This is a genomic window from Streptomyces sp. NPDC058373 (assembly GCF_042723275.1).
GTDB lineage: Bacteria > Actinomycetota > Actinomycetes > Streptomycetales > Streptomycetaceae > Streptomyces.
In genome coordinates this window covers 1-23,047 of sequence record NZ_JBHXJE010000054.1, presented here as the reverse complement: position 1 = coordinate 23,047, position 23,047 = coordinate 1, and the positions used below count along the sequence as shown (strand labels likewise).

General features: G+C 74.7%; 17 protein-coding genes. 9 read left to right on the top strand and 8 right to left on the bottom strand.

The annotated features are described in order from the left end of the window. Nucleotides 1-68: 68 nt before the first annotated feature. The 4 genes from trpB (at nt 69) to lgt (ending at nt 4,116) form a co-directional block, all read left to right on the top strand. Complete coding sequence (gene trpB / locus ACFWMZ_RS24570) at nt 69-1,331, top strand: tryptophan synthase subunit beta (protein ID WP_383204115.1); 1,263 nt, start codon at nt 69-71, stop codon at nt 1,329-1,331. After that, nucleotides 1,328-2,143 carry a tryptophan synthase subunit alpha gene (trpA, locus tag ACFWMZ_RS24565; RefSeq protein WP_383177288.1) on the top strand — a complete coding sequence of 272 codons (816 nt, stop codon included), beginning with the start codon at nt 1,328-1,330 and terminating at the stop codon, nt 2,141-2,143. The genes trpB and trpA overlap by 4 nt, the downstream gene beginning before the upstream one ends. A gap of 125 nt (nt 2,144-2,268) precedes the next feature. Then, on the top strand, nt 2,269-3,045 hold the full coding sequence (locus ACFWMZ_RS24560; RefSeq protein WP_383204112.1) for a DsbA family protein: 777 nt from the start codon (nt 2,269-2,271) through the stop codon (nt 3,043-3,045). 120 nt (nt 3,046-3,165) lie between these two features. Continuing rightward, complete coding sequence (lgt, locus tag ACFWMZ_RS24555) at nt 3,166-4,116, top strand: prolipoprotein diacylglyceryl transferase (RefSeq protein WP_383177283.1); 951 nt, start codon at nt 3,166-3,168, stop codon at nt 4,114-4,116. A gap of 96 nt (nt 4,117-4,212) precedes the next feature. On the opposite strand, the gene ACFWMZ_RS24550 is transcribed toward lgt, so the two are convergent. Genes ACFWMZ_RS24550 through ACFWMZ_RS24520 form a run of 7 tightly spaced genes read right to left on the bottom strand, consistent with a single transcriptional unit; the run spans nt 4,213 to nt 12,125 of the window. Continuing rightward, complete coding sequence (locus ACFWMZ_RS24550; RefSeq protein ID WP_383177280.1) at nt 4,213-5,082, bottom strand: HpcH/HpaI aldolase/citrate lyase family protein; 870 nt, start codon at nt 5,080-5,082, stop codon at nt 4,213-4,215. Then, nucleotides 5,079-6,314: a CaiB/BaiF CoA transferase family protein gene (locus ACFWMZ_RS24545; RefSeq protein ID WP_383177277.1), complete on the bottom strand. Its 1,236-nt coding sequence runs from the start codon at nt 6,312-6,314 to the stop codon at nt 5,079-5,081. The genes ACFWMZ_RS24550 and ACFWMZ_RS24545 overlap by 4 nt, the downstream gene beginning before the upstream one ends. Beyond that, nucleotides 6,311-7,213 (bottom strand): PfkB family carbohydrate kinase, encoded by a 903-nt coding sequence (locus tag ACFWMZ_RS24540; protein ID WP_383177273.1) that lies wholly within the window; start codon nt 7,211-7,213, stop codon nt 6,311-6,313. The genes ACFWMZ_RS24545 and ACFWMZ_RS24540 overlap by 4 nt, the downstream gene beginning before the upstream one ends. Next, a complete protein-coding gene (locus tag ACFWMZ_RS24535) occupies nt 7,210-8,586 on the bottom strand; it encodes an ADP-ribosylglycohydrolase family protein (protein ID WP_383177270.1) in 1,377 nt (458 codons plus the stop codon). Before ACFWMZ_RS24535 ends, ACFWMZ_RS24540 begins: the two co-directional genes overlap by 4 nt. Next, complete coding sequence (locus tag ACFWMZ_RS24530) at nt 8,583-9,755, bottom strand: ADP-ribosylglycohydrolase family protein (RefSeq protein ID WP_383177267.1); 1,173 nt, start codon at nt 9,753-9,755, stop codon at nt 8,583-8,585. The genes ACFWMZ_RS24535 and ACFWMZ_RS24530 overlap by 4 nt, the downstream gene beginning before the upstream one ends. Nucleotides 9,756-9,762: 7 nt before the next feature. Beyond that, nucleotides 9,763-10,956: an ADP-ribosylglycohydrolase family protein gene (locus ACFWMZ_RS24525; RefSeq protein WP_383177265.1), complete on the bottom strand. Its 1,194-nt coding sequence runs from the start codon at nt 10,954-10,956 to the stop codon at nt 9,763-9,765. Then, a complete protein-coding gene (locus tag ACFWMZ_RS24520; RefSeq protein WP_383177262.1) occupies nt 10,953-12,125 on the bottom strand; it encodes an ADP-ribosylglycohydrolase family protein in 1,173 nt (390 codons plus the stop codon). The genes ACFWMZ_RS24525 and ACFWMZ_RS24520 overlap by 4 nt, the downstream gene beginning before the upstream one ends. Nucleotides 12,126-12,435: 310 nt before the next feature. On the opposite strand from ACFWMZ_RS24520, the gene ACFWMZ_RS24515 reads away from it, so the two are divergent. The 3 genes from ACFWMZ_RS24515 (at nt 12,436) to ACFWMZ_RS24505 (ending at nt 19,522) form a co-directional block, all read left to right on the top strand. Next, nucleotides 12,436-13,167 (top strand): VIT1/CCC1 transporter family protein, encoded by a 732-nt coding sequence (locus ACFWMZ_RS24515; protein ID WP_383177259.1) that lies wholly within the window; start codon nt 12,436-12,438, stop codon nt 13,165-13,167. Nucleotides 13,168-13,458: 291 nt separating this feature from the next. Next, entirely contained in the window at nt 13,459-18,069 is a 4,611-nt protein-coding gene (gltB, locus tag ACFWMZ_RS24510; RefSeq protein WP_383177256.1) for a glutamate synthase large subunit, read from the top strand. Beyond that, nucleotides 18,062-19,522, top strand: a complete 1,461-nt coding sequence (locus ACFWMZ_RS24505) for a glutamate synthase subunit beta (RefSeq protein ID WP_383177254.1) — start codon at nt 18,062-18,064, stop codon at nt 19,520-19,522. The genes gltB and ACFWMZ_RS24505 overlap by 8 nt, the downstream gene beginning before the upstream one ends. Before the next feature lie 179 nt (nt 19,523-19,701). On the opposite strand, the gene ACFWMZ_RS24500 is transcribed toward ACFWMZ_RS24505, so the two are convergent. After that, nucleotides 19,702-20,631: a chitosanase gene (locus ACFWMZ_RS24500; RefSeq protein WP_383177251.1), complete on the bottom strand. Its 930-nt coding sequence runs from the start codon at nt 20,629-20,631 to the stop codon at nt 19,702-19,704. A 351-nt stretch (nt 20,632-20,982) separates the two neighbouring features. On the opposite strand from ACFWMZ_RS24500, the gene ACFWMZ_RS24495 reads away from it, so the two are divergent. Both ACFWMZ_RS24495 and ACFWMZ_RS24490 read left to right on the top strand, forming a co-directional pair. After that, the gene (locus ACFWMZ_RS24495; RefSeq protein WP_003947520.1) at nt 20,983-21,186 is read left to right on the top strand and encodes a cold-shock protein; all 204 of its coding nucleotides are present in this window, start codon (nt 20,983-20,985) and stop codon (nt 21,184-21,186) included. Nucleotides 21,187-21,280: 94 nt separating this feature from the next. Continuing rightward, on the top strand, nt 21,281-23,047 hold a 1,767-nt coding region (locus ACFWMZ_RS24490), incomplete at its 3' end, for a DEAD/DEAH box helicase (RefSeq protein WP_383204109.1).

The window sequence follows — 23,047 nt, the reverse complement described above, 5'->3', positions numbered from 1 at the left end:
GCGCTCCGGCCCCGGCGGGCGGTCCCACGCATCCCACCGATCCGTCCGCCTCGCTCAGGAGTTCCGTCATGCCCAGCGAGTACTTCCTTCCCGACCCCGAGGGGCTCAGCCCCGACGCCCGGGGCTACTTCGGCCCCTTCGGCGGCAAGTTCATCCCGGAGGCGCTGGTCGCCGCCGTGGACGAGGTCGCCGTCGAGTACGACAAGGCCAAGTCCGACCCGGCGTTCGCCGCCGAGCTGGACGGCCTGCTCGTCCACTACACCGGCCGCCCCAGCCCCCTCACCGAGGTGCGCCGCTTCGCCGAGCACGCCGGGGGCGCCCGGGTCTTCCTCAAGCGGGAGGACCTCAACCACACCGGCTCCCACAAGATCAACAACGTGCTGGGGCAGGCGCTGCTGACCCGGCGCATGGGCAAGACCCGGGTCATCGCCGAGACCGGCGCCGGACAGCACGGCGTCGCCACCGCCACCGCCTGCGCCCTCTTCGGCCTCGACTGCACCATCTACATGGGCGAGATCGACACCGAGCGCCAGGCGCTCAACGTCGCCCGGATGCGGATGCTCGGCGCCGAGGTCGTCGCCGTGAAGTCCGGCAGCCGCACCCTCAAGGACGCCATCAACGAGGCGTTCCGCGACTGGGTCGCCAACGTCGACTCCACCCACTACCTCTTCGGCACCGTCGCCGGACCCCACCCCTTCCCCGCCATGGTCCGCGACTTCCACCGGGTCATCGGCGTCGAGACCCGCCGCCAGGTCCTGGAGCGCGCCGGGCGGCTGCCCGACGCCGCCGTGGCCTGCGTCGGCGGCGGCTCCAACGCCATCGGCCTCTTCCACGCCTTCCTGCCCGACACCGGCGTCCGCCTGATCGGCTGCGAGCCCGCCGGGCACGGCGTGGAGACCGGAGAGCACGCCGCCACCCTCACCGCGGGCGAGCCCGGCATCCTGCACGGCTCCCGCAGCTACGTCCTCCAGGACGAGGAGGGCCAGATCACCGAGCCCTACTCGATCTCCGCCGGGCTGGACTACCCGGGCATCGGCCCCGAGCACGCCCACCTCAAGGACACCGGGCGCGGCGAGTACCGGGCCGTCACCGACGCCGACGCCATGGAGGCGCTGCGGCTGCTCTCCCGCACCGAGGGCCTCATCCCGGCCATCGAGAGCGCCCACGCCCTCGCCGGCGCCCTCGACGTGGGCCGCGAACTCGGCCCCGAGGGCCTGATCGTCGTCAATCTCTCCGGACGTGGGGACAAGGACATGGACACCGCCGCCCGCTACTTCGGGCTGTACGACGTGGACGCCGAGGTCGCGGCCGACGAGGAGGGCACCAAGTGAGCGGGAACATCCAGCTGCTGGACGACACCCTGGCCCGGACCCGCGAGGAGGGCCGCGCCGCCCTCATCGCCTACCTGCCCGCCGGGTTCCCCACCGTCGACGGCTCCATCGCCGCGATCAAGGCCGTCCTCGACGCGGGCGCCGACGTCGTGGAGGTCGGGCTGCCGCACAGCGACCCGGTCCTCGACGGGCCCGTCATCCAGACCGCCGACGACATCGCCCTGCGCGGCGGCCTGAAGATCGCCGACGTGCTCCGCACCGTCCGCGAGGCCCACCAGGCCACCGGCAAGCCCGTCCTCGTCATGACGTACTGGAACCCGGTCGACCGCTACGGCGTCGACCGGTTCACCCAGGAGCTGGCAGAGGCCGGCGGCGCCGGGTGCATCCTGCCCGACCTGCCGGTGCAGGAGGCCGACCTGTGGCGCGAGCACGCCGCCAAGCACGGCCTCGCCACCGTCTTCGTCGTCGCCCCCAGCAGCCGCGACGCCCGCCTCGCGGAGATCACCGCGGCCGGGTCCGGCTTCGTCTACGCCGCCTCGCTGATGGGCGTCACCGGCACCCGCGACTCCGTCGGGGAGCAGGCCCGCGCCCTGGTGGAGCGGACCCGGGCCGCCGGGAACCTCCCGGTCTGCGTCGGCATCGGCGTCTCCAACGCCGTGCAGGCCGCCGAGGTCGCCGAGTTCGCCGACGGCGTCATCGTCGGCTCCGCCTTCGTCAAGCGGATGCTCGACGCGCCCGACGCGGAGTCCGGCGTCGACTCCGTACGCGAGCTCGCCGCCGAGCTCGCCGAAGGCGTCCGCCGCACCGGCTGACCCGGGAGCACCCGGGTCGCACCGGGCGCAACGGCGTTCGCACGCCCGGCACCTCCCCTCACCCGTACGGGTGGACCTCGACCCGGACAGGCGCATACGCGCCGGTCCGGGTCGTTTGTCCGGGCGTGAGTGAGACGAACCGTGAGGGAAAGCGCGCCGCCCGCGAGCGGCTGAAGGCCGAGCGCGCCAAAGAAGAGTCGCGGAACAAGCGCCGCCGGGGCCTGGTGGTCGGCGGCTCGGTGGTGGGGGTGCTCGCTCTGGCCGCCGCCGTCGGCGTCATCGCGGCGAACGCGGGCGAGACCGAGCAGAAGGCGGGCCCCGTCGTCGCCCCCAAGGGCGCCACCGGCGAGGACGGCCTCGCCATCCCCGTCGGCGACGCCTCCGCCAAGTCCACCCTGGTCATCTGGGAGGACTTTCGCTGCCCGGCCTGCGCCAACTTCGAGAACGCCTACCGCTCGACCATCCACGAGCTGACCGAGAAGGGCCTGCTGAAGGTCGAGTACCACCTCGCCACCCTCATCGACGGCAACATGCGCGGCGAGGGCTCCCACCGCGCCGCCAACGCCGCCGTCTGCGCCCAGGACGCCGGAAAGTTCCCCGAGTACCACGACGTGCTCTTCGCCAACCAGCCGCTGGAGACCGAGGACGCCTTCGCCAGCGACGACCATCTGCTGGACCTGGCGGAGAAGGTCGACGGACTGGTCACCCCCGCCTTCACCTCCTGCGTGAAGGACGGCGGGCACGACGCCTGGGTCACCGAGTCCCACAAGGCCTTCCAGAAGGGCGACTTCCCCGGCACCCCCACCGTGCTGCTCAACGGCAAGAGCGTCTTCGGCGACCAGAAGAACCCGCTCACCCCCGAGAAGCTCAAGCAGCTCGTGGAGGAGAAGGCCGGAGCCTGACCCGGGCCCGGACCAGCCGGCCCCCGGCGCCGCACGGGGGAACGGCCGGGCCCGTTATGGAGCCGTTGCCCGGCCGGGGACCCCGTCCCCGCGCCGGGCACGGTAGCGTCGGGTCTTGCCATGGACCTTGCCTATATCCCCAGCCCCTCGCACGGTGTGCTCTACCTCGGCCCCGTACCGCTGCGCGGCTACGCGTTCTGCATCATCATCGGCGTCTTCGTGGCCGTCTGGTACGGCAACCGGAGGTGGATCGCGCGCGGCGGCCGCTCCGGCACCGTCGCCGACATCGCCGTGTGGGCGGTGCCCTTCGGCCTCGTCGGCGGCCGGCTCTACCACGTCGTCACCGACTACCAGCTGTACTTCGGTGAGGGCCGCGACTGGGTGGACGCCTTCAAGATCTGGGAGGGCGGCCTCGGCATCTGGGGCGCCATCGCGCTCGGCGCCGTCGGCGCCTGGATCGGCTGCCGCCGCCGCGGCATCCCGCTCCCGGCCTACGCCGACGCCCTCGCCCCCGGCATCGCCCTCGCCCAGGCCATCGGCCGCTGGGGCAACTGGTTCAACCAGGAGCTCTACGGCCGCGCCACCGACCTGCCCTGGGCGGTGAAGATCACCAGCGTCGACGGCGGCCGGGTCCCCGGCACCTATCACCCGACCTTCCTCTACGAGTCGCTGTGGTGCATCGGCGTCGCCCTGCTCGTCGTCTGGGCCGACCGCCGCTTCAAGCTCGGCCACGGCCGCGCCTTCGCCCTGTACGTCGCCTCCTACTGCGCCGGGCGCGCCTGGATCGAGTACATGCGCGTCGACGAGGCCCACCACATCCTCGGCCTGCGGCTCAACGTCTGGACGGCGATCATCGTCTTCGTCCTGGCCGTCACCTACATCGTCGTCTCCGCCCGGCTGCGCCCCGGCCGCGAGGAGGTCGTGGAGCCGGCCGCCGAGGACGAGACCACCGGCTCCGGCGACGAGGAGTCCACCGACACCACCGGCGACGAGCCCGCCGGCACCGCGACCGCCGGAGCGGGCAGCGGCAAGAACCTCCGCAAGAGCCCGGGCAAGACCGGCAAGGACTGACCCCGGCCCGACCTGCCGAAGGCCGCCGCCTCCCCACCGGGACGCGGCGGCCTTCACCGTCGTACGGGGCCACGCGGACGGTACGTCCCCGGGCGCTCAGCCCAGCCGCGCCCCCAGCGCCAGCGTCCGCCGGGCCGCGGCGACCACCGCCGCGTCCACGAACCGCCCGTCGGGCAGGGCCTGCGCCCCGGCCTCGGCGGCGGCCGCGGCGATGATCTCCTCGGCCGCCGCGACCTCCGCGGGCAGCGGCAGATAAGCCCGCTCGATCACCGGCAGCTGCCGCGGATGGATCGCCGCCCGCCCCAGGAACCCCAGCGCCCGGCCCCGCGCGCAGGACACCGCGAGCCCCGCCTCGTCCCGTACGTCCGGGTGGACCGACTGCACCGGAGCGTCGAGCCCCGCCGCCCGGCACGCCACCACCACCCGGCCCCGCGCCCAGTCCAGCCCCGCCTCCTCGCGCATCCCCAGGTCCGCCCGCAGGTCGGCCTCGCCCAGCGCCAGCCCCCGCACCGCCGGGTGGGCCCGGGCCACGGCGTAGGCGTGCTCGACGCCGAGCGCCGACTCCAGCAGCGCCCACAGCGGCGGCACCCGGTGCCCGCCGCCCGGCCCGTCGGCCTGCCGGGGCAGCGCCGCCAGCTCCGCGCACCCCACCACCTCCCGCGCCGAGGCCACCTTCGGCAGCCTGAGCCCGGCCAGCCCCGGCAGCCCGGCGACGGCCCGCACGTCCGCCGCGCCCCAGGCGCCGGGCAGCGGGTTGACGCGGACGTGGACCGGTACCGGCTGCGGCTGCGAGAGCAGCTCGGCGGTGGCCCGGCGGGCATACTCCTTGCGGCCCGGGGCGACCGCGTCCTCCAGATCGACGATGACCACGTCCGCGCCCGAGGTGAGCGCCTTCGCCACCCGCTCCGGCCGGTCCCCGGGCGTGTAGAGCCAGGTCAGCCACGGCCCGGCGGGTCCGCCGCTCATACCGCGCCCGCCGCCCGCAGCGCCGCCACCTCGGCGGGGGCGAACCCGGCCTCGGCGAGCACCGCGTCGGTGTCGGCGCCGTGCGCCCGGCCGGTCCAGCGGATCGCGCCGGGGGTGCCGGTCAGCCGGAACAGGACGTTCTGCATCCGCAGCGGCCCCAGGTCCGGGTCGTCCACCTCCGCGAGCGTGCCCAGCGCCGCGTACTGCGGGTCGGTCATCACCTCCCGCACGTCCTGCACCGGCGCCGCGGCCGCCTCCGCCTTGTCGAAGGCGGCCAGCACGTCGGCGCGGGTGTGCCGGGCGATCCAGGAACCGACCGCCTCGTCCAGCTCGTCCGCGTGCGCCGCCCGGCCCGCGCCGTCGGCGAACCACGCCTCCTCGGCCAGCTCGCCCCGCCCCACCAGTGCCATCACCCGCTCCGCGACGGACTGGGCCGAGGTGGAGACGGCGACCCAGGCGCCGTCGGCGGTGCGGTAGGTGTTGCGGGGCGCGTTGTTGACCGAGCGGTTGCCGGTGCGCGGCTGGACATGGCCGAGCTGGTCGTACCAGAGGGGGTGCGGGCCGAGCGCGGTGAGGATCGGCTCGATGAGGGCGAGATCCACCACCTGGCCCTCGCCGGTCCGGTCGCGTCCGGCGAGCGCCGCCATCACCGCGTAGGCCCCCGCGATGCCCGCGATCGAGTCGGCGAGGCCGAACGGCGGGAGCGTCGGCGGGCCGTCCGGCTCCCCGGTGATCGCCGCGAAGCCGCTCATCGCCTCCGCCAGCGTCCCGAACCCCGGCCGGTGCGCGTACGGCCCGAACTGGCCGAAGGCCGTCACCCGGGCCAGCACCAGCCGCGGGTTGACCGCGCTCAGCTCCGGCCAGCCCAGGCCCCAGCGCTCCAGGGTGCCCGGCCGGAAGTTCTCCACCACGACGTCCGCGTCGGCGACCAGCCGCAGCAGGGCGCTCCGGCCGCCGCCGGTCGACAGGTCCAGGGTGAGGGTGCGCTTGTTGCGGCCGAGCAGCTTCCACCACAGGCCGTGGCCGTCCTTGGCCGGGCCGTGGCCCCGGGACGGATCCGGGCGGCGCGGATGCTCCACCTTCACCACCTCCGCCCCGAAGTCGCCGAGCAGGGTGGCCGCCAGCGGACCGGCGAAGAGCGTCGCCAGGTCCAGCACCCGCAGCCCGGTCAGCGGTCCGTCCGCCGTGCTCCGCCCGCCCTGCACCGCGCCGGTGCGCGGGGCCGCCGTCACGAGGCCACCGCCGGGCAGGCCGCGTCGATCTCGGCCCGGTACGGCGCCGAGGCGGCCCCGCCGGGCCGGCTCACCGCCAGCGCGGCCGCCGCCGACGCCCACTCCAGCGCCCGCGCCATCGGCCTGCCCTCGCAGAGGGCCGCCGCCAGCGCGCCCGTGAAGGTGTCCCCGGCGCCGGCCGCGTCCACCGCCGTCGCCTCCGGCGCCGGGACCACCATCGGCTCCCCGCCGCGCACCGCCCACAGGCACCCCGCCGCCCCCAGCGTCACCACCGCCTCGGGGACCAGCTCCAGCAGCGCCCGCACCGACCGGTACGGCTCGGTACGCCCCGACACCTCCGCCGCCTGGTCCTCGTCGGCCACCAGCAGGTCGGTCGCCGCCAGCAGCTCACCGGGCGGCGGGCCCACCGCGGCCGGGGTCAGTACCGTCGGCACCCCCCGCTCCCGGGCGGTGAGGGCGGCGGCGGTCACGGCGGGCAGCGGGATATCCGCCTGGAGGAGCACCGCGTCACCGGTGCCGATCAGCGCCTCGTCGCCCGGCGTCAGCGCGGTCAGCGAGGCGTTGGCGCCGGGCACCACGACGACCGCGGGGGAGCCCGCGCCGTCCACGGTGATGTGCGCGGTGCCGCTCGGCCCCTCCACCGTCCGCAGCAGCTCCACGTCGACGCCCTCGGCCACCAGCCCGGCCCGCAGCCGCCCGCCGTACGCGTCGCTGCCGACCGCCCCCGCCAGCGACACCGCCGCGCCCGCGCGGACCGCCGCCACCGCCTGGCAGGCGCCCCGGCCGCCCGGCACGACGGGGAGCTCCCGCCCGGGGGCGGACTGCCCGCGCGCGGGCGCCCGGTCGGCCTGGGCGACGAGCTCCATGTGCACACTGCCGAACACCACGATGTGGGTCATACGGTCCTGGCCTCCTGGAGGGTGAGTGCCGCGAGGGTGTCGAAGCCGACGCCGTCGAACCCGGCGACGGCCGTGCTGAGCCGGTTCTTCAGCGGCGCGGTCCACCGCTCGCCCAGCGCGTCCGGATGCCCGGCCAGCAGCCCGGCCACCGAACCGGCGGTGGCGCCGTTGGAGTCGGTGTCCCAGCCGCCCGAGACCGCCCGGGTCACCGCACCGGCGAACGCGCCGCCGGAATGGGTGAGGGCCGCCGCGACCAGCGCCGCGTTCGGCACCACGTGCACCCAGTGGTACGCCCCGTACTCCTCGTGCAGTCTGTCCACGACGGCTTCGAAGTCGGCCTCCACCGAGGCCAGTTCACGGCCCCTGCGGATCGCGCGGGCCAGCCGCGAGTCGGGCGGGACCACGCCGAGGCCCGCGTCCAGGCAGCCGTGCACGTCGGCCCGGCCGCCGGCCGCCTCGGCGATCAGCGCGGCCGCGAACATCGCCCCGTAGACGCCGTTGCCGGTGTGGGTGAGGACCGCGTCCCGGTGCGCCTGCTCGGCCGCCGCCGCCGGATCGCCCGGCCGGGTCCAGCCGTGCGCGTCGGCCCGGATCAGCGCGCCGATCCACTCGCGGAACGGGTTGCGCCGCCGCGCGGTGTCCGGCGGCTCCACCCCCGACAGCAGATTGCGGTACGCGACCCGTTCGGCGGTGAAGGTCCGCCCCGCGGGCAGCTCGTCCAGCCAGAGCCGCGCCAGGTCCTCGGTGGCGAACTCCCGCCCGTGGCGCCGGATCAGGGTCAGCGCCAGGAGCGCGTGGTCCAGGTCGTCGTCGGGCGGCATCCCGTCGATGTTCTCCGCCAGCGAGTTGCCCGCGCTGCGCCGGTTCCACGGATGGGCGCGGGCCAGCTCCGCGGGCAGTCCGCGCGCCGTGAAGTACCCGGCGAGCGGCCAGTTCCCGGTGGCCCGGGCCAGCTCGCGGACGGCGGCCAGCTCCAGCTTCTCCACCGGCTTGCCCAGCAGACACCCGGCCGCCCGCCCGAGCCACGCCGCGTGCAGCCGGTCCCCGAGGCCGGGCGCGACGCGGTCCGGGCCGGGCGCGGCGGGCCAGAGCGGGCAGGCCGCGCGGATCGAGGCGAAGCCGGTCGGCTCGCGGGTCTCGGTCGAGCGGGGCAACGCGTCCAACTGGTCGAGGAGTTCCTCGGCGAGCGCCCGCAGCCGCGGCGAGGCGGGCACCGGCGAGGCGCCGCCGCGCTCCGGCACCTCGGGGCCGCCCGCCGCCAGCCAGCGGGCCCGCGCCTCGGTGGTGTCGCGGCCCTCCTCGTCGCACTGGCGCAGCTCGTGCCCGATCAGGTCCTCCGGCTGGGTCCAGGTGACCCGCAGCGGCCCGCTCACGCGCCCAGCCCCGCGTCCGCGGCCCCGCCGGCCAGCGCGGCGAACGCCTCGGCGTGCGCGCGGTGCCGGACCTGGTCCCGGGCGAAGACCTCCCGGGCCACCTCCGCCAGCCGCAGCGCCGGGCCCTGGAGATCGAGCCTGCTCGCCTCCGCGACCTGCTTGGCCCACTCCCCGGGCACCGACGCGGCGCCGCCGAGCGCGCCCGCCACGGCGCCGCCCATGGTGGCGATCGAGTCGCAGTCCCGCCCGTAGTTGACCGCGCCCAGCACGGTCCGCCGGTAGTCGCCCTCGCCCACCACCAGCATGCCGAGCGCCACCGGCAACTCCTCGATCGCGTGCAGCCGCGAGGGACGGCGGGCGCCGAGCGAGGGCGCCCGGTAGTCGGGCCCGACCGTGTCGAAGGGGGCGACGGCCCGCCGCAGCGGCTCCAGCGCCGTCTCGAAGTCGCGGTGCCCGGCGGCCACTTCGCAGACCGCCTCGATCGCGGCGCGGGTGCCGTCCTTGGCCAGCGCCAGGCAGGCGTCGATCACCGAGGAGACGGTGGCGCCCGGCGCGCAGGCCGCCGCCACCGCCGCCGCGAAGACCCCGGCCGCCTCCCGCCCGTACGAGGACTGGTGCGGCGCCGCCACCTCCAGCGCCTCGGCGTACGCGGCCTCCGGGCGGGCGGCGTTGATCAGGCCGACCGGCGCCATGTACATCGCCGCCCCGCAGTTGACGATGTTCCCCGCGCCCGCCTCACGCGGGTCGACGTGGCCGTAGTGCACCCTCGCCACCAGCCACTTCTCGGCGAGGAAGACCCGCTGGAGCGGCAGCGCCGCCGCCTCCAGCTCCGGGATCCACCGCGGTTCGCCGATCATGCGCGGCACCAGGTGCGCGGCGACCGCGTACGCGTCGAGATGGTCGCGGACCTCCTCGTACACCTCGATCAGCAGACGGGTCATCAAGGTGTCGTCGGTGACGTGCCCGTCGCCCTTGTGGTACGGCGCGATGGGGCGGGCGGTGCGCCAGTCGTCGTACCAGGGGCCGACGAGGCCGCGGACCCGTCCGCCGTGCCGCTGGCTGATCTGCTCGGGCGTCCAGCCTTCGACGGGCCCGCCCAGCGCGTCGCCGACGGCCGCGCCGACGAGGCTGCCCGTGATCCGGTCGTCCAGGGTCGATGTGAGCGTCATGCCCGAATCATCCCCCCGGGGTGTCCCCGTCCCGTGGTACGAGCCGCCCGGCGAGTTCCACCAGATCCGTACCGGCCAGCCACGGCAGCGCGCACCCCGACAGCGTCCGGCACGCCTGCCGCCAGCTCTCCGGTACGGCGGCCGGGCCGGCCAGCGCCCCGGTCAGCGCGCCGGTCAGTGCCGGGGCCGAGTCGGCCACCCGGGAGAGGCAGGCCGCCGCCGGGACCGCGCCCGCCGGGGACCCCTCGGCCGCCACCGCCAGCGCGAGCGCCACCGGCACCGTCTCGGCCGCGGCGATGCCGTAGCTGTAGACGTGGTCGACGATGCGGTGTTCCAGCAGCGGCACCAGGCCGAACGCGCCGCCGGACTCCCGCGCCCCTTCGGCGAGCCGCAGCGCCTGCCGGGCGTTGCGGCCGATCTCGGTGGCGGCGGGCAGCTGGGCGAGGGCGAGGCGGGCGCACTCCCCGGGTCCGGCTCCGGCGAGGGCGCCCGCCAGCGCCGCCGCCATCGCCCGCGCCCCGTGCACGCCGTCGCCGTCCTGGGTGTAGCGGGCGTCGAACTCGGCGAGGTCGGCGGCGGCCGCGGGATCACCCGGCCGGGCCAGCGCCAGCACGCAGGCGCGTACGCAGGCGGCGTCGTCGAAGTAGTGCGGGTTGTCGTGGCCGGTGGCGGGCGGGCCGAGCCCCGCCGCGAGGTTGCCCAGTCCCGCGCGGACCGAGATGCGGGCCCGCAGCGGCAGCACCGCCGACTCGACCTCGGGGGCGTCGGCGGACGCCTCGGCCACCTCGTCGGCGAGACGGCGCCAGGCGGCGTCGACGGCGGCCCGCACCCCGCCGGGCACCCCGGCCCCGGCGAGCAGGTTGAGCGCGGTGAAGGCGGCCCACTCGGCGTCGTCGGAGGGACCGAGCCGCAGCGGCTCGGGCGGTTGGTTGAGGGCGATCGGCACCGGCAGGGTGGTGGTGGCGTTCTCCTCGGCGAAGGTGTCCAGCTCCCGGGTGAGCCGCCGGGTCCACCGCGGCATCCGGGCCGCCCGGTGCCGGGCCGCGGGCCAGCCGGCCGCGTCCCCGGCCGCGAGGCCCAGCAGCATTGCCTCGGCGCGGGCGGCCAGGTCCGGGGCGGTGTGGAGCGGGGGCGGCAGGGGGCCGGTGGCCGTCGCCCCGGCCTCGCCGGTCCCGGCGGCGGGCCCCTCCAGCGGGCTCACGGGCGGGCTCCGGCCGGGTCGCGGCCTGCGGGGGCGGAGGCGCCCGCCGTCGGGCGGGTCCCGGCCCGTGCCGGTGGTCCGTTCGCGCCGAGCCGCCGCAGGGCCCGGTCGGCGCGCCCGGCCGGGGTGAGGACGTCGTCGGGCAGATCGGCGCAGCGGCCGACGGGGGAGTGGCGGACGGATTCCTCCGGGTCGGGGGTGAGCAGGTCGGCGACGTCCAGGACGTGCAGGCCCGCCATGGACGGCAGGCAGGAGCCGCGCACCGGCCCGATCCGGGTGGCCCACTCGGCTGGCACCGCCGCCGCCCCGCCCATCGCCCCGGCCAGCGCGCCCGCGACGGCGGCGGTGGTGTCGGCGTCGCGGCCCATGTTGACGGCGGTCAGCACGGCGGCCGGGAAGACCCCGCGGGCGGCGGCGAGCGCCCCGAAGGCGAGGCCGACCGCCTCGGGGGCGAGGTCGGTCCACGGGTAGCCGCCGACGACGACGGCCGAGCGGACCGCCCGCTCGCCCCGGTCGGCCGCGGCCACCGCCCGCCGGAGCGACCGGGCGGTCCAGGAGTCGGCGGGGACGACCGCGAGGGCGGCGGCCACCACGGCGTCGGTGCCCGCCCCGCCCATCGCCGCGGCGACCCCGGCCGCGACGGCCTGCCCGCCGTAGATGCCCTCGCCGTCGTGGCTGACGGTGCCGTCGACGGCGACCAGCCGGGCCGCCTCCTCGGGGCGGCCCGCCGCGAAGACGCCGAAGGGGGCCGCGCGCATCGCCAGTCCGTCGCTCCAGGCGTGCCGGTGCTGGGCGGTGATCGGGGCGGTCAGGCCGCGCCGCAGGTTCTCCAGGGTGCCGCGCTCGCTGAACCCGGCGCCCCGGAACGGCCCCTCGTCCAGGTCGGCGATCCACCGGTGCCAGGCCGCCTCGACGCGGGCCGTGGTCAGCGCCGACCCGTACCGGGCGAGGAGCAGCCCGGAGAAGATCGCGTACTCGGTGTCGTCGGTCCCGGCCGGGTGCTCGGCGACGTAGCCGGTGACGCGGCCCCAGCGGCGGCGGATCTCGGAGGGCTTGAGGTTCTCGGCGGGGGCGCCGAGCGCGTCGCCGACGGCGAGGCCGAGCAGGGCGCCCCGGCCGCGTTCGCGCAGGGCGGCGGGTGGCGGGAGGGTCGGGCGGGTCGGCGCCATCGCGGGCCTCTCTCGGACGGGCCGCGCGGACCGGGGGACCCGGCCGGCGGGGATCGCGGGCTTCGTGGCCTGTCAGGCGATGTGTGCCACGCGGGCGGCACCGGTGGAGCGCCAGGGGGCGTTTTGTCACTCCTTCGACACCCTCCCGGGGGTGCGTACGGCCGGTGACCGCCGGCTCGCCGAGGGTGCGAAACCGCAGGTAAGTACGGCCTTCCTTGCTGGCAGGCGCCGGATTTCGGGCGTACTTTCGCACACGTGGGGGCCGGGCCGCGCAGGCGGTGCCCGGCCGACGAGAGAGGGGCTCACGGCCGTGGCGTTCATCGACGACGAGGCGGCGCTCCACGGGGCGCACCGCGACAACCACACCCACCGCGACGTCAACGGCGGCTGGCTGCGTCCCGCGGTGTTCGGCGCGATGGACGGCCTGGTCTCCAACCTCGCGCTGATCACCGGCGTGGCCGGCGGCTCGGTGGCGCAGCAGACGATCGTGCTGACCGGCCTCGCGGGGCTGGCCGCGGGCGCGTTCTCGATGGCCGCGGGGGAGTACACCTCGGTCGCCTCCCAGCGGGAGCTGGTCCAGGCGGAGGTCGCCGTGGAGCGCCGCGAGCTGCGCAGGCACCCTCGCGACGAGGAGGCGGAACTGGCCGAGCTGTACGTCTCGCGCGGGGTCGAGCCGGAGCTCGCCCGCGAGGTGGCGCGGCAGCTGTCGGCCGACCCGGAGCAGGCCCTGCAGATCCACGCCCGCGAGGAGCTGGGCGTCGACCCGGGGGACCTGCCCTCGCCGACGGTGGCCGCCGTCTCGTCGTTCGGGGCGTTCGCACTCGGCGCGCTGCTGCCGGTGCTGCCCTTCCTGCTCGGCACCCACGCGCTGTGGCCCTCGGTGGTGGTGGCGCTGGCCGGGCTCTTCGGCTGCGGGGCGCTGGTGGCCCGGGTGACGGCGCGCAGCTGGTGGTTCAGCGGAGTGCGCCAGTTGGCTCTCGGTGCTGCCGCCGCCGGTGTGACATACCTCCTTGGCAGCCTCTTCGGGGCGAGCCTAGGGTGATGGCTATACGAGGGCTCGCATAAAGTTTCGTTACTCGGCGGTTTCAATCGTTTGACGACGGGGCATGAGCCGTACGCGCCGCGGGCAACGAAGCCCATCGCGTCCGGACCGAGGCCGTCCCAACGCCGCGAAGGTCCCTCCCACGACACCCGCACCCCGGTGTCCGCATGCTGGAACGTGTTATCCGTTTACCGAGATGCGCTCCATCATGTAACTTGCTGGAAATTTCGCAGAGGGCCAACGTCGTCCCTCGGCACCTTGCATATGCCACTGACGACGACGGGAGAGCCGATGCGTACGCCGCGCCAGCCGTCCCAGGCTTCCGTGAACTCGGCCACCACCGAGTCCGCCTGGTCCCACATGGACGCTCGCCCTGCCCAGCAGGGCCTCTACGACCCGCGCAACGAGCACGACGCCTGCGGCGTCGGCTTCGTGGCCACCCTCACGGGCGAGCCGCACCACACGCTGGTCGACCAGGCACTCACCGTTCTGCGGAACCTGGAACACCGCGGCGCCACCGGCTCCGAGCCCGACTCCGGCGACGGCGCCGGCATCCTCACCCAGGTTCCCGACGCCTTCCTCCGCGAGACCGCCGGATTCGGCCTCCCCGAGGCCGGCGCCTACGCCGTCGGCATCGCCTTCCTCCCCGAGGAGGGCACCGACGAGGCCGCCGCCCGTATCGACACCCTCGCCGCCGAGGAGGGCCTCACCGTCCTCGGCTGGCGCGAGGTCCCCGTCGCCCCCGCCCTGCTCGGCGCCACCGCCCGCGCCACGATGCCCGCCTTCCGGCAGCTCTTCGTCACCGCCGAGGACACCACCGGCATCGCCCTGGACCGGCTCGCCTTCGTGCTGCGCAAGCGCGCCGAGCGCGAGGCCGGCGTCTACTTCCCCTCCCTGTCCTCGCGGACCATCGTCTACAAGGGCATGCTCACCACCGGCCAGCTGGAGCCGTTCTTCCCCGACCTCTCCGATCGCCGCTTCGCCAGCGCGATCGCCCTGGTCCACTCCCGCTTCTCCACCAACACCTTCCCGAGCTGGCCGCTCGCCCACCCGTACCGCTTCGTCGCCCACAACGGCGAGATCAACACGGTCAAGGGCAACCGCAACTGGATGCGCGCCCGCGAGTCCCAGCTCGTCTCCGACCTCTTCGGCGGCAGCGAGAAGGAGCTCTCCCGCGTCTTCCCGGTCTGCACCCCGGACGCCTCCGACTCCGCCTCCTTCGACGAGGTCCTGGAGCTGCTCCACCTCGGTGGCCGCTCGCTGCCGCACAGCGTGCTGATGATGATCCCGGAGGCCTGGGAGAACCACGCCTCCATGGACGCCTCCCGGCGGGCGTTCTACCAGTACCACGCGGCCATGATGGAGCCCTGGGACGGCCCGGCCTGCGTCACCTTCACCGACGGCACCCAGGTCGGCGCGGTCCTCGACCGCAACGGCCTGCGCCCTGGCCGCTACTGGGTCACCGACGACGGCCTCGTCGTCCTCGGCTCCGAGGTCGGCGTCCTCGACATCGACCCCGCCAAGGTCGTCCGCAAGGGCCGCCTCCAGCCGGGCCGCATGTTCCTCGTCGACACCGCCGAGCACCGCATCATCGAGGACGACGAGATCAAGGGCACGCTCGCCACCGAGCAGCCCTACCAGGAGTGGGTCGAGACCGGCACCATCGAGCTGCACGACCTGCCCGAGCGCGAGCACATCGTCCACACCCACGCCTCGGTCACCCGCCGCCAGCAGACCTTCGGCTACACCGAGGAAGAGCTGCGCGTCATCCTCGCCCCGATGGCCAAGGCCGGCGCCGAGCCGATCGGCTCGATGGGCACCGACACGCCCATCGCCGCGCTCTCCAAGCGCCCGCGGCTCCTCTTCGACTACTTCACCCAGCTGTTCGCGCAGGTCACCAACCCGCCGCTGGACGCCATCCGCGAAGAGCTCGTCACCTCGCTGTACTCGACGCTCGGCCCGCAGGGCAACCTCCTGGAGCCGACCGCGGCCTCCTGCCGCGCCGTCACCCTGCCCTTCCCGGTCATCGACAACGACGAGCTGGCCAAGCTCGTCCACATCAACGCCGACGGCGACATGCCCGGCATGAAGGCCGTCACCCTCTCCGGGCTCTACCGCGTCTCCGGCGGCGGCGAGGCCCTCGCCGAGCGCATCGAGGAGATCCGCGCCGAGGCCGACGCCGCCATAGAGGCCGGCGCCCGTCTGATCGTCCTCTCCGACCGGCACTCCGACGCCGAGCACGCGCCGATCCCCTCACTGCTGCTCACCTCCGCCATCCACCACCACCTCATCGGCACCAAGCAGCGCACCCAGGTCGGGCTGCTCGTCGAGGCGGGGGACGTCCGCGAGGTCCACCACGTCGCCCTGCTCATCGGCTACGGCGCCGCCGCGGTCAACCCCTACCTCGCCATGGAGTCCGTCGAGGACCTCGTCCGCGCCGGAACCTTCCTGCCCGGCATCGAGTCCGAGACCGCCATCCGCAACCTCATCCACGCCCTCGGCAAGGGCGTGCTGAAGGTCATGTCGAAGATGGGCATCTCCACCGTCGCCTCCTACCGCGGCGCCCAGGTCTTCGAAGCGGTCGGCCTGAAGGACGACTTCGTCCGCACCTACTTCTCCGGCACCACATCCAAGATCGGCGGCGTCGGCATCGACGTCGTCGCCCGCGAGGTCGCCGCCCGCCACGCCAAGGCGTACCCCGCCTCCGGCGTCGCCCGCGCCCACCGCGCGCTGGAGATCGGCGGCGAGTACCAGTGGCGCCGCGAGGGCGAACCGCACCTCTTCGACCCGGACACCGTCTTCCGCCTCCAGCACGCCACCCGCAACCGGCGCTACGACATCTTCAAGCAGTACACGGAGCGGGTGAACGAGCAGTCCGAGCGGCTCATGACGCTCCGCGGCCTCTTCGGCATCACCGGCGGCCGCCCCTCGATCCCCGTCGAGGAGGTCGAGCCGGTCTCCGAGATCGTCAAGCGGTTCTCCACCGGCGCCATGTCGTACGGCTCCATCTCCCAGGAGGCGCACGAGACCCTCGCCATCGCCATGAACCAGCTGGGCGGCAAGTCCAACACCGGTGAGGGCGGCGAGGACGCCGAGCGGCTCTACGACCCGGCCCGGCGCTCCGCCATCAAGCAGGTCGCCTCCGGCCGCTTCGGCGTCACCAGCGAGTACCTGGTCAACGCCGACGACATCCAGATCAAGATGGCCCAGGGCGCCAAGCCCGGCGAAGGCGGCCAGCTCCCCGGCCACAAGGTCTACCCGTGGGTCGCCAAGACCCGGCACTCCACGCCCGGCGTCGGCCTCATCTCGCCGCCCCCGCACCACGACATCTACTCCATCGAGGACCTCGCCCAGCTCATCCACGACCTGAAGAACGCCAACCCGCAGGCCCGCATCCACGTGAAGCTGGTCTCCGAGGTCGGCGTCGGCACCGTCGCCGCCGGTGTCTCCAAGGCCCACGCCGACGTCGTCCTGGTCTCCGGCCACGACGGCGGCACCGGCGCCTCCCCGCTGACCTCCCTCAAGCACGCGGGCGGCCCCTGGGAGCTCGGGCTCGCCGAGACCCAGCAGACGCTCCTCCTCAACGGCCTGCGCGACCGCATCGTCGTGCAGACCGACGGCCAGCTCAAGACCGGCCGCGACGTGATCGTCGCCGCCCTCCTCGGCGCCGAGGAGTTCGGCTTCGCCACCGCGCCGCTCGTCGTCTCCGGCTGCGTCATGATGCGCGTCTGCCACCTCGACACCTGCCCGGTCGGCATCGCCACCCAGAACCCGGTGCTGCGCGAACGGTTCTCCGGCAAGGCCGAGTTCATCGTCAACTTCTTCGAGTTCATCGCCGAAGAGGTCCGCGAACTCCTCGCCGAGCTGGGCTTCCGCTCCATCGAGGAGGCCGTCGGCCACGCCGAACTCCTCGACACCGAGCGGGCCGTCGCCCACTGGAAGGCCGAGGGCCTCGACCTGGAACCGCTCTTCCACGTCCCCGACCTGCCCGACGGCGCCGTCCGCCACCAGATCACCACCCAGGACCACGGCCTGGAGAAGGCCCTCGACAACGAGCTGATCAAGCTCGCCGCCGACGCCCTGGCCGCGCACACCCCCGAGGACGCCCAGCCGGTCCGCGCAAGGGTCGCCATCCGCAACATCAACCGCACCGTCGGCACGATGCTGGGCCACGAGGTGACGAAGAAGTTCGGCGGCGCGGGCCTGCCCGACGACACCATCGACATCACCTTCACCGGCTCCGCCGGCCAGTCCTTCGGCGCCTTCGTCCCGCGCGGCGTCACCCTGCGCCTGGAGGGCGACGCCAACGACTACGTCGGCAAGGGCCTCTCCGGCGGCCGCCTCGTGGTCCGCCCCGACCGCGCCGCCGACCACCTGGCCGAGTACTCGACCATCGCGGGCAACACCATCGGCTACGGCGCCACCGGCGGCGAGATCTTCCTGCGCGGCCGGACCGGCGAACGCTTCTGCGTCCGCAACTCCGGCGCCACCGTCGTCTCCGAGGGCGTCGGCGACCACGGCTGCGAGTACATGACCGGCGGTCACGCCGTGGTCCTCGGCGAGACCGGCCGCAACTTCGCGGCCGGCATGTCCGGCGGCGTCGCCTACGTCATCGACCTCGACACCGACCGGGTCAACGCGGGCAACGCCGCGGCCGTCGAGGCGCTCGACGACACCGACCTCCGGTGGCTGCACGACGTGGTGCGCCGCCACCAGGAGGAGACCGGCTCCACCGTCGCCGAGAAGCTCCTCGCCGAGTGGGACACCGCCCGGACCCGCTTCAGCAAGATCATCCCGACCACGTACAAGGCAGTGCTCGCCGCCAAGGACGCCGCCGAGCTGGCCGGTCTGACCGAGACCGAGACCACCGAGAAGATGATGGAGGCGGCGACCCATGGCTGACCCGAAGGGCTTTCTCACCACCGGCCGCGAGGTCGCGCAGTCCCGCCCCGTCGAGGAGCGGGTCCGCGACTGGAACGAGGTCTACGTCCCCGGCTCCCTGCTGCCGATCATCTCCAAGCAGGCGTCCCGGTGCATGGACTGCGGCATCCCCTTCTGCCACAACGGCTGCCCGCTCGGAAACCTCATCCCCGAGTGGAACGACTACGCCTACCGCGAGGACTGGCAGGCCGCCAGTGAGCGGCTGCACGCGACCAACAACTTCCCGGAGTTCACCGGCCGCCTCTGCCCCGCCCCCTGCGAGTCGGCGTGCGTGCTCGGCATCAACCAGCCGCCCGTCACCATCAAGAACGTCGAAGTCTCGATCATCGACAAGGCCTGGGAGACCGGCAACGTCGCCCCCCAGGCCCCCGAGCGGCTCTCCGGCAAGACCGTGGCCGTGATCGGCTCGGGCCCGGCCGGACTCGCCGCCGCCCAGCAGCTCACCCGCGCCGGGCACACCGTCGCCGTCTACGAGCGCGCCGACCGCATCGGCGGCCTCCTGCGGTACGGCATCCCCGAGTTCAAGATGGAGAAGCGGCACATCAACCGCCGCATAGAGCAGATGCGCGCGGAGGGCACCAAGTTCCGCACCGGCGTGGAGATCGGCCGCGACATGCCCGCCGACGCCCTGCGCCGCCGCTACGACGCCGTGGTCATCGCCGCCGGCGCCACCACCGCCCGCGACCTGCCCGTCCCCGGCCGTGAGCTGAACGGCATCCACCAGGCGATGGAGTACCTGCCGCTCTCCAACAAGGTGCAGGAGGGCGACTTCGTCACCCCGCCGATCACCGCCGAGGGCAAGCACGTCGTCGTCATCGGCGGCGGCGACACCGGCGCCGACTGCGTGGGCACCGCCCACCGCCAGGGCGCCGCCTCCGTCACCCAGCTGGAGATCATGCCCCGCCCCGGCGAGGAGCGGAACGCCGGCCAGCCCTGGCCGACCTTCCCCATGCTCTACAAGGTCACCTCCGCCCACGAGGAGGGCGGCGAGCGGGTCTACTCCGTCTCCACCACCCACTTCGAGGGCGACGAGGACGGCAACGTCCAGTGGCTCCACCTCACCGAGGTCGAGTTCAAGGACGGCAAGCTGGAGCAGAAGCCCGGCACCGAGCGGAAGATCCCGGCCCAGCTGGTCACCCTCGCCATGGGCTTCACCGGCACCGACCAGGACAACGGCCTCGTCTCCCAGTTCGGCCTGGAGCTCGACGCCCGCGGCAACGTCGCCCGCGACGAGCGGTACGAGACCAACGTGCCCGGCGTCTTCGTCGCCGGTGACGCCGGACGCGGCCAGTCGCTCATCGTCTGGGCCATCGCCGAGGGCCGCTCCGCCGCCCGCGGCGTGGACCGCTTCCTCACCGGCGCCAGCACCCTGCACGCCCCCATCCGCCCGACCGACCGCTCCCTGACCGTCTGAGCGGACCGGCCCCCGCCGCCACCCCGGCGGCGCGGGCCGGATAGCCTCCACCAGGCACACCTCAGGGAGTGCCCCAGCTGTTCCGTACAAAGGCGTACGGATCTGAACGCGGCGCCCGCCCGTCCCCGACCGGACACCAGCGGGCGCCGCGGCCTTTCCCGGGTGCGGGCGGGTGGGGCTCACCCCTCGACGCGGAAGCTCTCCCCGTAGATCTCCCAGGTCAGCGGCGTCGACAGGGCCAGGTTGCCGTTCCGCAGGAAGACCCGCTGGGCGGAGTCGATGCGGGAGGTGTCCCGCTGGAAGCGCTTGCCCTCGCGGATCACCGCGCGCCGCGCGTCGAGGAACGCGTCCAGGTACGCCCGCTCGTCACCGCCCGCCGCCTTGGTCTCCGCCTTCTCCAGGGCCGCCGCGCGGATGCCGTAGAAACTGTCGGCGCCCTTGCCGGGGCCGTGCAGCAGCATCGCGTCGTAGTAGATGAACTGTCCCAGCGTGCCCAGGCCGTCGATCTTCGCCATCCGTACCGCCGGTTCGAAGTACCGCTCGTCCCGCTCCCGCTCCTGCGCCTTCCGGAACGCCGGGACCTCCGCCTCCGCCTGCCACGCCTCGGTGAATCCCGGGTCGAGCCCCTCGTGGGAGTCGGAGCCGTCCACCTCGCGCAGCGCGGGCAGGTAGCGGGCCAGGCCGTTGTCCGGGTGGTCCTTCGTGTACCGCTCGACCAGGCCCAGCAGGTCGTGGGTGCCGGTGCAGAAACCGGCGATGCCCGCGGTGTAGCCCCGCCCGTCCTCCAGGTCCTCGATGTAGCCGTAGAGGGTGCGCCACTTGAGCGTCGAGTTGTCGGCGCTCGCCACCAGCTGGAGCGCCATCTCCTTCTTCCCCGGCGCCGCCAGACCGGCCGGCATCCGGGCGATCCGCTCCTCCGTCTCCCGGTCGGCCTGGTCGGGGTCGCCGTCGTCGGCGCCCTTCGCGCCGCCCTCACCGCGCGCGGCGGCCGACGCCGAGGAGCCCGACTCGCCGGGGGGCCGGCCCGCGTCGGGGTCCGGGCTGAGGAGGAAGACCGCCGCCGTCGCCAACGGGGCGAGAGCGAGCACCACACAACCAACACGCTTCATTCGCCCAAGCGTACGGACCTCCACCCGCCCCACCGACCGCCCCCGGCGATCTTGACCGATCCGGTACGCGCGTCCGGAGGGGGCCGGGGGCGCCCTCCCAGGGGCGCTCCGCCGCACGTCGGAGCGGTGCGTGGCGCACCCCGCGGGCGGGGGCGACCGTGTTAGGCTGGGAGACGTTGCAGTTGTGGTACCCATGATCTTTATGTGCGCCTGACGAGAACTCGCTCAGGCGCATTATTGTTTCCCGGCCCTCCGGCCTTGCCGGCTCTCCGGTGTGGGGCTCTTTTGTGACACTTCTTCCCGCGGACCCGCGGAAGGAACACCGGCCCCTCAACACCCCAGGGAGTGCATATGGCCACCGGAACCGTGAAGTGGTTCAACGCCGAGAAGGGCTTCGGCTTCATCGAGCAGGACGGCGGCGGCCCCGACGTCTTCGCCCACTACTCCAACATCGCCGGCCGGGGCTTCCGTGAGCTCCTGGAAGGCCAGAAGGTCACCTTCGACGTCACGCAGGGCCAGAAGGGCCTGCAGGCGGAGAACATCGTCGCCGGCTGATTCCAGCCCCGACGCGTACCTCCTGACCGGGGCCCGCACCACGCTCGGTGCGGGCCCCGGTTTGTGCTGTCCCCAGGAAGGCAGAGACCGCCCCATGACTCGATCCGAACGCCCCGACCGCCAGGCAGCGGGGAACCGCGCGGCCCAGGGAAACCGTCAGGCCCGCGCCGCCCAGCGACCCGGCCAGGACTCCGGCGGCAGCCGCCCCGGACGCTCCCGAGGGGGCCGACGGACCGGGCGCCCCACCACCTCCCGCACCCCCGCCGCCCCGCAGGGCGGCGACTTCGCGCTCCCCGAGACGCGCACCCCGGCGCTGCCCGCCGTGGCCGCCTTCGCCGAGCTCGACCTGCCGCAGCCGCTGCTGGCCGCGCTGGCCGCCGAGGGCATGGCCGAGCCGTTCCCCATCCAGGCCGCGACGCTCCCCAACTCCCTCGCCGGACGCGACATCCTCGGCCGGGGCCGCACCGGCTCCGGCAAGACCCTCGCCTTCGGCCTGGCCCTGCTCGCCCGCACCGCCGGGCGCCGCGCCGAGGCCGGGGCGCCGCTCGCCCTGGTTCTCGTGCCCACCCGCGAGCTGGCCCAGCAGGTCACCGACGCCCTCGCGCCGTACGCCAAGGCCCTCGGCCTGCGCATGGCCACCGTCGTCGGCGGGCTCTCCCTCAACAAGCAGGCCAACGCCCTGCGCCGGGGCACCGAGGTCGTCGTCGCCACGCCCGGCCGCCTGAAGGACCTCCTGGACCGCGGCGACTGCCGCCTCGACCAGGTCACCGTCAGCGTCCTGGACGAGGCCGACCAGATGACCGACATGGGCTTCATGCCGCAGGTCACCGCGCTCCTGGACCGGACCGCCCCCGACGGCCAGCGGATGCTCTTCTCCGCCACCCTGGACCGCAACATCGACCGCCTGGTGCGCGGCTACCTCTCCGACCCGGTCGTGCACTCCGTCGACCCCTCGGCGGGCGCCGTCACCACCATGGAGCACCACCTGCTCTACGTCGCCGACGACACCGACAAGAAGGCCGTGGCGCTGCGCATCGCCGCCCGCGACGGCCGCGTCATCCTGTTCGTCGACACCAAGCGCTCCGCCGACCGGTTCGCCAAGCGGCTCCTCGCCAACGGTGTACGCGCCTCCGCGCTGCACGGCGGCCGCTCCCAGCCGCAGCGCAACCGCACCCTGGAGCAGTTCAAGAACGGCCAGGTCACCGCGTTGGTGGCGACCAACGTCGCGGCCCGCGGCATCCACGTGGACGACCTCGACCTGGTCGTCAACGTCGACCCGCCCACCGACCACAAGGACTACCTGCACCGCGGCGGCCGCACCGCCCGCGCGGGGGAGTCCGGCAGCGTCGTCACGCTCGTCCTCCCCGAGGAGAAGCGCGAGATGACCCGCCTCATGTCGGCGGCCCGCATCACTCCGCAGACCGCCCGGGTCAAGTCCAGCGACGAGGAGCTGGCCCGCCTCACCGGCGCCCGCGAGCCCTCCGGCGTGCCCGTCACCGTCGAGATCCCGCAGCAGCCCACCCCGCCCAAGGCCAAGTCCGGCGGCCGCCCCCGGCGAGGCCGCTCCGGCGGTCCCCGCTCGGCCGCGGCCTCCACGGGCCGCGGCACCGGCACGGCCGCCCCTCAGGCCGGCACGACCGGCCGCGGCGCGGGCGCCGGGCGCACCGGCGGCGGTACGGGCCGTACGGGCGGCGGGACCGGTCGCGGCGCCGCCGGGGCGGGCCGCGCCGGCGGCGGCTCCGGCCGCGGCTGCGGGACGTCGCCGGGGGGCGCGGCCGGCAGGGGGGGGCGGGGTGACCGCGGCGCAGGGGGGGGCGTCGGGGCGGCCGGCGTCCGGGTCGCGGGTGCGCGGCGCGACGGC

Excerpts from the sequence above, each read along its gene's own strand:
- trpB (WP_383204115.1), top strand. The coding sequence starts at position 69 with ATGCCCAGCGAGTACTTCCTTCCCGACCCCGAGGGGCTCAGCCCCGAC.
- lgt (WP_383177283.1), top strand. The coding sequence starts at position 3,166 with ATGGACCTTGCCTATATCCCCAGCCCCTCGCACGGTGTGCTCTACCTC.
- ACFWMZ_RS24550 (WP_383177280.1), bottom strand. The coding sequence starts at position 5,082 with ATGAGCGGCGGACCCGCCGGGCCGTGGCTGACCTGGCTCTACACGCCC.
- ACFWMZ_RS24540 (WP_383177273.1), bottom strand. The coding sequence starts at position 7,213 with ATGACCCACATCGTGGTGTTCGGCAGTGTGCACATGGAGCTCGTCGCC.
- ACFWMZ_RS24530 (WP_383177267.1), bottom strand. The coding sequence starts at position 9,755 with ATGACGCTCACATCGACCCTGGACGACCGGATCACGGGCAGCCTCGTC.
- ACFWMZ_RS24520 (WP_383177262.1), bottom strand. The coding sequence starts at position 12,125 with ATGGCGCCGACCCGCCCGACCCTCCCGCCACCCGCCGCCCTGCGCGAA.
- gltB (WP_383177256.1), top strand. The coding sequence starts at position 13,459 with ATGCGTACGCCGCGCCAGCCGTCCCAGGCTTCCGTGAACTCGGCCACC.
- ACFWMZ_RS24505 (WP_383177254.1), top strand. The coding sequence starts at position 18,062 with ATGGCTGACCCGAAGGGCTTTCTCACCACCGGCCGCGAGGTCGCGCAG.
- ACFWMZ_RS24500 (WP_383177251.1), bottom strand. The coding sequence starts at position 20,631 with ATGAAGCGTGTTGGTTGTGTGGTGCTCGCTCTCGCCCCGTTGGCGACG.
- ACFWMZ_RS24495 (WP_003947520.1), top strand. The coding sequence starts at position 20,983 with ATGGCCACCGGAACCGTGAAGTGGTTCAACGCCGAGAAGGGCTTCGGC.